The sequence below is a fragment of the Paenibacillus sp. JT31N17 genome, from assembly GCF_056269255.1.
The window spans coordinates 982686-995216 of record NZ_JBWDNP010000001.1 but is presented as its reverse complement, the minus strand read 5'-3'; the positions used below and the strand labels follow the sequence as shown (position 1 = coordinate 995216).

Sequence of the window (12531 nt, the reverse complement as noted above, 5' to 3'; positions counted from 1 at the left end):
AGAGAGCGGCCCCATCTTTCAGCTTTCACTGCTCAGCAGCAGCAGTCCTGATCAGTATCGCCGCGAAGTCGGTCAATGTCGGTAAATGCACAGTGGCTCCGCCGCCTCCGTTGTCGAAACGAACGGCAGACTGGCCGGCCAGATTGGTCGTTTCAGTGATCGGGCCGATATTGGCAAGCTTCACATGCATGCCCGAAACAGGCAATGGATCGAAATAGGTGACGCCATTGAAGCCTGACAGATTCAATACATGCAAAATGCAGGTATGCGCATCCAAACGGTTGAAGAAAACCTCAACATTCTGCGGTGCGTTCGTTTCCAGTTCCCAAGGCGTTTCCGTCATATGGTAAAGAATATCCAGCACAATATGCTTATGATCGGCGAAGCCGTGATTATAGTAGAGCTGCCCCGGCTGCCAAGGGATATAAGCGGTCTTGCGCAGCTCCTCTTTCTTCAGCCCTGCCCCGTAATATTGGCCTGTAATTTGGTGCCCGAATGCCCGTTCAGGCGGACCGAACGTGGAGGAATCCACATAAGGAAGCTGGCGGCCGACATCCGGTTCCATTTCGACCCGATGGAATTGCTCCCCCAGAAAAATCCAGTCGCGTTCCGTAAAGCGCTTGAACACTTGTTTATCCTCCGTAAACAGATAGGCCGATTCTTTCCGGATCAGCTGAAGGCTTTCGGGAATGATCCCAAATATCCGCCGCAAAAAAGCCCGGTTTTCATCGCCCCCGGTAAAGGAACCGCCGGTTGCAATCAAGCATGCGCCCTGCAGATGCGCATTCGTCAGCTGCTGCATTTCCAGTTCGGACATTTCGGAAATACCGGGGATGACAATCGCTTTGTAACGCTTGAGCTCCTCCCCTCTTTCCGCTAATGCATGTTGATGGACCACATCGAACAGGATGTGGCGCTCCTTCAGCATCTTGAACAATCCCAAATATTCATTTCCGTTTTCCCGGGAATGCTTCCCCGGCTTAATCAAAGCAACGTCGGCGACGGACAAGAAACGCCCGTAGTACTGCTCGTTGTCCCGGTGATACTTGAAGATCTCCGCGACCGTATTCAGATTATGGCGGTCCGGATAATCCTCGAACGCGCCGATAATGCAGAAGTCCAATCCTGATCCGCTGGCGAGACTCTCTTTCAAACGAATATTGACCTCATGCGCGGATACGCCCGTAAATCTGTGCACCAGCCCGACAGCATTGATACAGCAGTTGCTGACCAGCTTGTCATCCCAGGAATCCTCGAGAGATTTGACGTTCTCGGAAGCGGAATACAGCCACAGTGGATAAGGCCGGCCAATTTCGGTATTCGATTCCTTGCGGACAATATCGACCTTATGTTCATGATAGGTAGATATGGCAATATCTTTTTTCTTGCTTTGGACCAGATCGTAGATGCTGTCGAGCATCGACCTTGTCGTCATTTCCTGAAATTCCCGATATTTCAGATTTCCCGGATCATCCGGTGCTGACAGCTCCAATCCGTATAGATCCCTGAACCGCGATCGGCAATTGTCACAATAGCAGGCTCCATACTGCGTGCCGCTGTAATCCCATGTCTGATAGCCGAACATGTTGAAGAAGATGCCATCCACCTCGTAATTGGAAAGAACCTCGTCAAGAATCTTGAGCGAATATTCCCTTTGGTAGTAGCCGTTCACACAGGTATGGACGATACCATGATAATTCACGGCTTCGCCTGCCCGCGTCCGGTAAAACCAGTCCGGCTGTTTCTCGTAAATCGTTTCATGCGCTTTGCTGAAATCGAAACGCGCGATGAATTTCATGCCGTTGGCATGGGTCTTCTCGATGGCTTCCCGGAGCAAATCCTTGTTCTGGCCGGCCGCGCGATAGTGATACTCGAGTTGAGTCGGATAGAAAGCCACGATACCGCCCGCATTCAGCATGAGTACATTTGCCGATAAGCGGTTCAGATCATCCATTAATCGGTCGACATTCAAGTTGGCGTCGGATTCCCGCAGGTTGTTTTGAATCATCCGCAAGTTATTGTTCTTCCACCAGGTCAATGGGACGAGCCCTCCTTCCACTTCTATTCTTTGACGGAGCCAAGTGTAATCCCGTGAATGAAGTAGCGCTGCAAAAACGGATAGACGATCAGGACGGGAATCATGGCGATAAAGATTTTTGAAGCATTCAGGGTGCGATTGGAGATTTGACTAAGCCTTCTGTATTGATCCTCCGTCATCGTGGACGGATCCAGCATGACGACCATCTGTTGAATATAGGTTTGCAGCGGATAGAACTGCTCCCGCGTCATGAATACCAGGCCGTATAGAAACTCATTCCAGTGCATGACAATGCTGAAGAGCGTCACCGTTGCAAGAACCGGAACGGATAAGGGAATAAATATTTTAAACAGCAAGGTCCACGGACCCGCTCCATCCACCAGCCCCGCTTCTTCCAGCTCCTTCGGCAGGTTGCGAAAGAAGTTCACCACCAATATCACATTGAACACGAGCCCCTGCGCTCCCGCAACCAGCACAAGCGCCCAAATGCTGTTGATCAAGCCCAATTGCTTGACGGTCAAATATAAGGGAATCAATCCGCCGTTGAACAGCATGGTGAAAACCAGCACCCACATAAGCACATTCCGCTGACCAAAATCCCGGCTGCTCTTCGACAAGGGATAAGCAAGCAGTGCAACCACAAAAAAATTCAATACCGCGCCCAATGCCACGCGTTGTATGGAGATCCAGAAAGAATGAAAAAATTGGTTGTCTTTCAGAATCTCATGATAGGAATTGAAATTGAATTCAACGGGCCATAACCAAACCTGACCGGCGGCAGCCGCTGTCTTCGAGCTTAACGAGAGGGCCAATGTATACCAGATCGGCAGTATACATGTGATCGTAATTGCAAGTAAAATCAGAATCAGCAGCACATCAAACACTTTGGAGCTGACCGTCGTATCTTTGACCATATCCCTCCACCATCCAATCTGTTCAGAAAATGCGGTAATTCGTAAATCGGTAAGCCAAAATATAAGAGACGGAGATCAAAAGGAATCCGGCGACCGATTTCAGCAAGCCGACAGCTGTAGCCAGGCCATACTGAAGATTCAGCAAACCTGTTCGGTACACCCAGGTGTCGATAATATCCCCGGACGTATAAACAAGAGGATTATACAGATTGAAAATCTGGTCGAATCCGGCGTTCATGACGTTTCCGAGACTCAATACTGCCAGAAGCACAGTAGTGGTGCGTATGCCAGGCAAGGTCACATGCCAAAGCCGTCTCGCCCTGCTCGCCCCGTCTATGGCCGCTGCCTCATATTGGGATGGATTGATACCGGTCAAGGCTGCCAAATAAATAATGGTGTTAAAGCCGAAATCCTTCCACACGTCGCTGCCGACAACCAGGTAAGGAAACAGATCCGCTCTGGCAAAAAACAGCACCGGATCCACGCCGAAAACAGCGAAGATCTGATTGACGGGTCCTTGAAACGAAAAAATATCCAGAAAAATACCGCCAAGGATGACCCAGGATAAAAAGTGGGGTAAATAAACCACCGTTTGAATCCATCGCTTCATAACGGCGATACGCAGTTCATTCAGCATTAATGCAAAAATGAGCGGCACCACCAAATTGCCGATGATTTTCAGGACAGCGATAAAGATGGTATTAAAAAAAATGGTCTTGGTGTCATTAAGCGTAAACATATAACGGAACGTATCCAGTCCGATCCATTCGGACCCCAGCATGCCCTTGCCCGGAGTGAAATCCTGAAACGCAATGACGACTCCGAACATCGGAATGATGCTGAAGACGATGACCCAGAGGTATCCGGGAAGCAGCATGAAATAATAGTGCTTGATAAATGATTTGGTGCTCATCTGTCCCTCTCCTTTCCCTGGACTTGTGAGGCAGGGGCGCTAGGTCAAACCTGCGCCTCTGCCTGGAGTCCGCTTACTTTTCCTTAATGAACTCTTCTACTTCAGCGGTAATTTGGTCGCCGCCTTGTTTTTTCCAATCCGCAACGAATTGATCGAAGGAATCAAGAGGTGTAAAACCCATAATGATATTCATGAACGTTTCGGATTCGAGCTTCTCCAGATTGGCCCATTTGCTTTCCATTGATTTGGTTTGAGAATAAATCAGGCTGCCTACTTTATTCATCGGCTTGTCGATCAGCGGGGCTACGCCGATCAACCGGCAGTAGGCGCGGGCGAAAGCGCCCCAATCAGCCTCGGGATTCCAATATTCGATGCTGGGGTTGTCATACGGTTCCAGCTTGACTTTCAGAATCGCATCATATTCGTTCGGCAGATTCGGATCATAGGGCTGATCCGCCAAAACCTCCTTCGGCTTCTCGCCGGCAAGCACTTCCTGCAGGAGCTTGACGCTTCCTTCGAATTTATCGTATCTGGACATAACCAGGCGCAGCGGGGAAAGTCCCGGATCCAGACCCGTATCGCTTTCCAATTTGTCGCTGTCCCGGAAAACCACATTATTAATTTTCGCGATCGCTTCAGGATGCTCGAACCCTTTGCGGACAACCAGGAATTCCGTTGTCGGCGCGTTGATATGCGGATTGTACTCCCCGTCCTTATCAAGCGGCAGGGTATAGGCCAGCATATTGGCATCCGGATTGGTTTTAACCATATCCACGATTGGACCGTAACCCATCCACCAAGGTGCGGAGAACATGCCTGCTTTGCCCGAAACTATGGGCTCGGCTGAATCTTTCCTTATGCCCATCTCCTTATCAATCCATCCTTTGGCGTACCAGTCGCGCAGCTTGGCCAGTGCTTCTTTGGTTTCAGGAAGCGTGGAGCCGTATACGGGCTTGCCGTCCGCACCCTCCAGCCAATAACCCGGATGGGAGTCGAAAGCGGAGAAGATCGGATCAAATCCATAGAGATTATTGCCGGATTCAAGGAATGTAGCATTCAATTTGCCGTCACCGCTTTGCGGACCCGATAACCCGAACGTATCGTTCTGACCGTTGCCATCCGGATCCTTCTCCGTCATCGCCTGAATGGCTTTTTCGAACTCATCTATCGTTTTCGGCGGTTCAAGACCCAGCTTGTCAAGCCAGTCTTTTCTCATATACATCAGGTGAACGCCGTCTGCGCCCCCTTTGGAGCCCGGGATCGCCATCAGTTTTCCGTCAAACGTCGCCGCATTAATACCAAAGCCTTCCGTTGCGTCAATGACGTCCTTCACGCCTGGTGCAGCATATTTCTCATATACCTCTGTCATGTCCTCAAGCTGTCCGGCTTCCACCATTGCGCGAAGCGCTAATTGATTGACGACCATCGCATCGGGTAAATCTCCGCTTGCAATGGATATGCCCAATTTTTGATCCCAGTTGGCTCCGCAAGCGACACTCCATGCATACTCGATGTCTACATTGAGCACTTCTTCCACGTTTCGGGTGAATACGTTATCCTCCGGCGTATCCCCTTCCGGCAGACTGTTGTTCGTCGGATCGGTACATTGGCCAATCGAAACCTTGACGGTTTCTTCATACTTGCCGAACGGATCGGGCGCCTCCCCCGTATCTGCCGTATTGCCTGGCGTGGCCGTGGCCGCAGTGTTGCTGCTGCTTGGCGTATCCGACGTGCAAGCGCTTAACAAACTGATCGCAAAAACCATAAGAATGATGAACCCTTTTTTCGCCATCGTTGCCATCTCCCTTCTTGTCTCTGGTAGGAATATTGATTATTCTATCACTGTTGAAAGCGCTCTATATCTGAAGCATGATCATAAAAATGGGTGAACATTGGACGAATATCTCCGGCAGCCGGTCATCTTTCTACCCAATCTCAGACATTCATCGCCCTGCTCTTGTTTTTTCGGTATTCACTGGGCGTCATGCCGGTAGATTCCCGGAATATGCGGCTGAAATATTTTACATCCACGTACCCCGTCCGCTCAGCGATCCATTGAACCGGTTTTCTTGACTGCAGCAAGTATTCTTCGGCCCTTTTCATTCGCACCTGCCGCAAATACTCGTTGAACGATTGACTGACAATGTCCTTGAAGCATTGATTGAAATAACTTCGGCTCATATTGACCCTTTTGGCAACATCAATGGCATACAGCTGCTGATCCAGCTCATCCTTCACAATCTTGACTGCCGTCATGATGCTGTTGACAACCTCCCAGGAATACTCCGAGCCCTGCAGCAGACATGCCGTTTCACGGACATGCGCAAGCCAGCCTGCAACCTCTCCCCAGCTTGTAAACATGGCGGGAAGCTCGATGTTGGACTCCAATAGCTCGCCGTAGACCCGATTCCAATCCATGGCAATTTCATGAAGGAAGTGATTGAGCCGGGAAGAGGGCAGCCGCAGCCTTATAAGCTCCGACTTCAGACCTTCGAGACTTTCCTGTTGGGTCCAGTCAAAGGACAGCCAGCGAGCCTTCAGCGAGGTGAATTCCTCTTCCTCCAACGATTTTGGTTTGCCCGGCAGCTCATGAATGCTTTTCTGCAGCAGATCGTTCCGGCTGTCATCAAAATCATAAAACAAATCCCCCATCCGGTAATTCCTCAGCAGGCTCAATACTTCCTTTTTGGACTTCCCGGCCAGCCCCTCCAGACGCATGACCAGCCATCCGCTGCGATCAAGAGCTTGATTTATCATGATCTCAAAAGATTTTCCGTTATCCGGCTCATCCCCGGGAAGCCACAGCCATATATAATGATCAATTCCGTTCAGTACCCAATCGGAGATGCCGATGAGTTGGTATAACCATTCCACATCGTCAGGTTCACCTACTGGTAAAAGCGCAAATCCCGTATCGGTTGCAAAAGGATCCATGCCGGCTGCACTTGAAGAAACAACCGTTTTCTTCATTTGCTCCTGGAGAATGCGGTTGTGAATCCGACCCAGCACTTCCTCGAAACGTTCTTCTTCAAGCTGCACCTTCACAATAAAATCAATCGCTCCGAGCCGCAGGGCTTCCTGGATGTAATCAAAATCCTGGTGCAAAGTAAGGACCGCAATATGGATATCTGGAAACCGATTCCGTACAACCCGCATCAGCTCGAGCCCGTTCATAACGGGCATAGCCAGGTCCGTCAGCAATAAATGAATTCTGTGGGTTTCCAGAAGCTCCAGCGCTTTTTCTCCATTATTGGCTTCTCCAACCACCTTCATATCGAACTCTTCCCACGGCATGGACGAAATCAAACCCTTGCGGACCAATTTGTCATCATCTACTACAAGCACATTAATCATTTCGCGCCTCCTCTTTCTGCACCGGAAGACTCAAACAAACCGTTGTGCCTTCTCCTGGCATGCTGTTGATGTCTAATCGTGCTCTGCCTTCGTAATGCGAATCTACCATGCGCTTCACATAATTGATGCCAATTCCCATACCGAGCTTCTCCTCTGCCGGGCTGTCCCGATCCAGCAGCTTGTCGATGGTTTCTTGTGACAGGCCGATTCCGTTGTCGAAAACCGAAATCAGGATTCCTTGATCGAATCTGACCTCCACCAGAATGCAGCCGTTATCCTTTATTCCATGATAGAGAGCGTTTTCAACCAAGGGCTGCAGAATAAATCTTGGAACAGGTTCACTCAATATTTTGTCATCCACATGGATTCTAACAACGAATTCAAAATCATAGCGGATCTGCTGCAGTATCAAATAATTTTTTAACGACTCGATTTCCTGAGAAATAGTGGAAACCACTCCCATTTTCCCAAGATTATAATGCAGTAATTTATTAAGCGACAGCACAAGGCGGTCAATTTCTTTCTGACCGTTCATAACGGCCAGCCAATGGGCCGTATCCAATGTGTTCATAAGAAAATGAGGGTTAATTTGGTACCGGAGCTTTTCAATTTCCAGATCCATTCTTCGTTTTTCTTTTAGCTCTACTTCCACAAACAGCTCCCTGATCTGTTTTTTCATTTTTTGAAATTGAATGAGCAGAAAGTCGAATTCCGGAATCCTGGTTTCTTCATACCTGGAATCAAAATCGCTGTGAGCCATGCTGCGGATTTCCAGACTGAACCGGTTGAGCGGTTTATATACCATCTTCCATAACATCCAAGCAATCAACAGACTGATAATGGCGAACATAAGAGATAAAACAACCATTTGTGTGATCCAGTGTCGTTTTTCCTTGTTGTATTCGGAAATCGGGATCAGGGTCACGAATTCCCATCCCTGGTTGCTTTTTTTGCCGAACCAATAATAATCGCCAATCATACCGGATTGCTTCCCGGACATGCTGCCCTGAAAACGGGAACTAACCGGAAATATGGATTCCAGCTCGCTGTACCCGATTTTTCCGTTGTTGTCCATAATCAGGTTAAAGGTATTCTTGGCGCTCCGGTCGGCATGCAATATGTTCTGGGTAAGCTTATAGCCGGATTCGATATAGATGTAGAGGCTTTCCTTGCCGGGGATATCTACCTCCCGCGTAGCCGACAGCACGTATTCATTCGTGAACCGTTGATTGCTGATATGCGGTCCAAAATACGTAATTTTATAATACTTCGCCAGAGCAGGGAGATTCCCGATGTCAAAACTGTCTTTCAGGGGGAAATTTTCGAAAAGCACCTGGCCATTTTCCCGATAATACATGGTTAAACCGATACTGGGATTGGTGAACGTAGCATGATTGATTTCCTGTTTAATTTGATCGACCAAATTGCGGCGTATATTGGGGTTGCCGGTATCCAGATAGGTTTCCAGTTTGACCGCTATGCTCCCTGGATAAGCAAGCTGCTGGGAGATATGATTGATATTGTCAATGGAATTTTCAAGCGAGAGCACAATTTGATCAAGATTGCTCTCAATGCCGGATTCGAGTCTGCTCGTCAGAATCGAATTGATTGCATTGTAGGAAATAACTGCCGTACAGAAAAACGGAATAAAAGTACTAGCGGCAAAAATGAAGACAATTCTTTTTTTCAAGGTGAGTTGGCTGTGGTGATTTAAGATGGATTGATAGAGGTTTACGAAATAACCATAGATGTTCAATGAATCAGCTCCTGCTCATTGGCGTTGAAAAAACGATTGCCATCGACAATCGCATTGACCAGAGTTGTATGATGTTAACACGGTCTCAAATTCATCTTAAATGTCATCACTCCCTTCCCGGGCAACCGTTCATTATAATGAACGGTGTTTAATACTATAGTTCAATGTATCACGCACGCTTTAAATTGACTATCTCTATCTGGTAATTATCATTTGAAATTCAGATTATTAGGAGGGTATGCCAGGCGTTGAAGAAAGCGTAAAAGGAATGTAGGAACTACTTCTAAATAACAGATTTATATCTACAATAATATGTAATATTATGTTTTTATTTCTTTTATTAGTTAATTATCCACAAATGAAAGAGGGCACAAAAAAAGCCGGCGCTCGCGATCGAGCCCGGCTGCCGTACTTTATCTAAACCGCTTGTACATGGAACTCTGCTCAATTTCCCGAAGCGGCCCTTTCTTAGAAAGCAATTTTGAAAAGGCCGCACCAGGATTTACGTTGCTCGACTTCTTATTCCCAGTGACGTTTCCCGCCAACACGGGATTTTGGCGGAATCGCCGCATCGATACGGTCGAGATCGTCTTGGTTCAGTTCAACATTAAGCGCACCCAGATTATCGTTCAATTGTTCCATGGTTCTTGGCCCGATAATCGGCGCAGTAACGCCAGGCTGTTGAATCAGCCAGGCCAGAGCCAGCTGGCTTAAAGTAATTCCCTTCTCTTGCGCAATTGGCATCAACGCCTCGATCGCGTTCAGACGATCCACGATGTAGCCTGAATTCAAATCTACATTTTTGCGGGAAACGCGCGTATCCTGCGGGAAAGGCTGATCCTTGCGGTATCTGCCGGTCAGCCAGCCTTCAGCCAATGGCCCCCAAGGCATAATGCCAAGGCCGTATTTTTGGCAAACCGGGACCACTTCCTCCTCCACACTGCGGTCAAACAGGTTGTATGGCGGCTGTTCGGCCACAAACTGCTCCAGATTCATTTGCTTGCTGATCATAATGGATTCCATCGTCTGCCAGGCCGGAAACGTGGAAAGACCGATGTAGCGGACTTTTCCCTGACGCACCAGATCATCAAGCGTTTTCAACGTTTCATCAATAGGCGTGTTCAAGTCGGGACGATGAATCCAGTACAAATCGATATAATCGGTTTGCAATCTGCTCAGGCTTTCTTCCACCTGCTTCAAAATATGGACGCGGCTGTTCCCTTGGTCATTGGGCTTCTCGCCCATCCTGCCATGCACTTTGGTTGCCAGGAAAACCTCATCGCGGCGGCCCTTGATCGCTTTGCCGACGAAGCTTTCGGATACTCCCTTGGAGTAGACGTTAGCCGTATCGATGAAATTCAAGCCCTCGTCCAAAAAGCGGTGAATGATCTCGACAGATTCCTTTTCTTCCGTTCGCGAACCAAAATTCATCGCACCCAGACAGAGATTCGAAACCCTGGCTCCGGTACGGCCTAATTGACGAAAATCTACCTTATACGTTCCTGCCATTTTGTCATTCCTCCCGAAATATAATGAAAATGCCTGCATAAAGCGCCCAATCCGAGTCTTCTTCCGCCGTAGTTAAGCAGGGAAAGCGTCGCTTAGCAGCTTCATATGTTCCTCGGAAAGCTTCCAGCCAACCGCACCGACATTGTCCTGCAGCTGTTCCAGGCGGCTCACGCCCATAATAGCCGAGGACACGGCAGGGCGATTGATGATCCAGTTCAAACTGACCTGCGCCGGTGTTTTGTCCAGCTGCTCCGCTATGTCCTTCAGCTGATTAACACTGTTCTGAAACCTCTGCGCCTTCTCGACAACTGCAGGCTCGTCAGCGCCTCTGCTTCCTTCCGGAACGCTGCCTTCATATTTCCCCGACAGAATGCCTCCGCCCATCGGGCTGTATAAAATCATGCCGATCCCCTGATCAACGCACAGCGGCTGCAGCTCCTTCTCCACCGCACGGTTGGTCAGGCTGTAATTGGGCTGTACCGACACAAAGCTTGCCAGCTTGTTCACATCGCTGACCCAAAGCGACTTGGCCAGCACCCATGCCGGAAAATTCGAGCAGCCGATATACCGCACTTTCCCTTGACGGATCAAATCATCATATGCGCGCAGCGACTCCTCGAGTGGCGTATCCCAATCTACGTTATGAGCCTGATACAAATCGATATAATCGGTGCCCAGCCGGCGCAGGCTGTTTTCGACTTCCTTCATGATATGGGCCCGGGACTGGCCTTTATCGTTAGGACCTGGACCGACCTCTCCGTGAACCTTCGTAGCTACAATAACCTCATCCCGTTTGCCTTTGATCGCTTTGCCGAGAATTTCCTCGGCTTCTCCGCCTGTGTACCGGTTGGCGTTATCGATCAGATTGATCCCCATGTCGATGGCGGCATGTATAATTTGTATCGAATCCTCGGGAGTGACCTTGCCCGCTTTCCCCCAGGGCGGGTTCGGGCTTCCGAAATTCCAGCAGCCAAGGCTGATTCTCGAAACTTTAAGTCCGGACTTTCCTAATCTGACATATTCCATGATCCGTATTCTCCTCTCTTGAATCCGCGTTAACAGTCTCTTGAAAATGCTTTCAATCTTCTATGCGTTTTTTGCAGCTCAGAGGAAGCATCCGAAATTTGCCCCTGCCTGTCCTATTATAAATCACATGGAAGCAGGTGGAAATGACTGAATTGTTTGAAACTTAGTAACATTCAGTATAGTGAGTGAAGGCCGGTTTGGGCTTCTTCCTGGATAGCCGTGCAAATGGCCAGTCAAAAAGCCCTTGAAAAGCAAGGGCTTTAACGCAACCTTTTTTGTCATTCGACAGATGCCATCAGATCGAACTTGCGGGAATCTTGCTGCTTTTCGAATATCGGTCTGCATAAGAAGAGGCTCCGAAAGAGTCAGGCTTGATGACGGGCAACCAGCCCAGGGATTCCACACGATCCACCATTTCGGCAACAAAGAACGCAGTTTTGCTGATGAATTTGTCACTGCCGGCATCGATATGGATCGACACCTCGAAAGAGGCTCCCTGATAGACATAGGGCAGGATGATATCCTCCAGTTGACTCCTTTTGCGATTATCAAAATAGCATGCAATCTCCTCGCTAAGGCTGGTCTCCGTGGAAAGTTTGTTGCGCACGGATCGGATCTCCCGCGGTATAATGACCTGCCGGTAGCACGCCCATGCTCCCCTGCTTTCACGGCGGATAATGATCCCCGTGATCAGTTTTGTAAATCCCCGATGCACTTGGCCGTCCGAACCGATGATCAGATTGTAATTGGCATGAGGCTCCTTCTTCATGAAGGACTCAATCCGCGAGAAGACCGTATTCAAGTCCATGCACCGCTCTGTGGTGTTCATAAATTCCATGCTGTGAATCCAGGGTATTTTCGGGTTACTTTTCATATCATCACCTATACCTCAACGGGTCTATCTTCCTTTCCGTGGTTTGACGAAGACGCCGCGTTACCGCCTTTGCTACACCCATATGGTATGACGAAGCCTCCGAACCTATGCGTTTTTTTACAGATACAAGGGTAAGCCGGTTTATGT

General features: G+C 48.8%; 9 protein-coding genes. All 9 read right to left on the bottom strand.

Annotated elements, in window-relative coordinates:
• Nucleotides 1-25 precede the first annotated feature (25 nt).
• Nucleotides 26-2038, bottom strand: a complete 2013-nt coding sequence (locus tag AC0YOB_RS04310; RefSeq protein WP_475791700.1) for an alpha-amylase family protein — start codon at nucleotides 2036-2038, stop codon at nucleotides 26-28.
• Nucleotides 2039-2061: 23 nt separating this feature from the next.
• Nucleotides 2062-2952, bottom strand: a complete 891-nt coding sequence (locus tag AC0YOB_RS04305; protein WP_475791699.1) for a carbohydrate ABC transporter permease — start codon at nucleotides 2950-2952, stop codon at nucleotides 2062-2064.
• 22 nt (nucleotides 2953-2974) lie between these two features.
• Nucleotides 2975-3865, bottom strand: coding sequence for an ABC transporter permease (locus AC0YOB_RS04300; protein ID WP_475791698.1), 891 nt, complete (start codon nucleotides 3863-3865; stop codon nucleotides 2975-2977).
• A gap of 73 nt (nucleotides 3866-3938) precedes the next feature.
• The gene (locus AC0YOB_RS04295) at nucleotides 3939-5657 is read right to left on the bottom strand and encodes an extracellular solute-binding protein (protein ID WP_475791697.1); all 1719 of its coding nucleotides are present in this window, start codon (nucleotides 5655-5657) and stop codon (nucleotides 3939-3941) included.
• A 143-nt stretch (nucleotides 5658-5800) separates the two neighbouring features.
• Nucleotides 5801-7219: a response regulator transcription factor gene (locus tag AC0YOB_RS04290; RefSeq protein WP_475791696.1), complete on the bottom strand. Its 1419-nt coding sequence runs from the start codon at nucleotides 7217-7219 to the stop codon at nucleotides 5801-5803.
• Complete coding sequence (locus AC0YOB_RS04285) at nucleotides 7212-8975, bottom strand: sensor histidine kinase (RefSeq protein WP_475791695.1); 1764 nt, start codon at nucleotides 8973-8975, stop codon at nucleotides 7212-7214. Before AC0YOB_RS04285 ends, AC0YOB_RS04290 begins: the two co-directional genes overlap by 8 nt.
• 519 nt (nucleotides 8976-9494) lie before the next feature.
• A complete protein-coding gene (locus AC0YOB_RS04280; RefSeq protein ID WP_475766624.1) occupies nucleotides 9495-10484 on the bottom strand; it encodes an aldo/keto reductase in 990 nt (329 codons plus the stop codon).
• Between the two features lie 72 nt (nucleotides 10485-10556).
• Nucleotides 10557-11510, bottom strand: coding sequence for an aldo/keto reductase (locus tag AC0YOB_RS04275; protein ID WP_475791694.1), 954 nt, complete (start codon nucleotides 11508-11510; stop codon nucleotides 10557-10559).
• Nucleotides 11511-11805: 295 nt separating this feature from the next.
• Nucleotides 11806-12384, bottom strand: coding sequence for a ribonuclease H-like YkuK family protein (locus AC0YOB_RS04270; RefSeq protein ID WP_210045320.1), 579 nt, complete (start codon nucleotides 12382-12384; stop codon nucleotides 11806-11808).
• Nucleotides 12385-12531 lie beyond the last annotated feature (147 nt).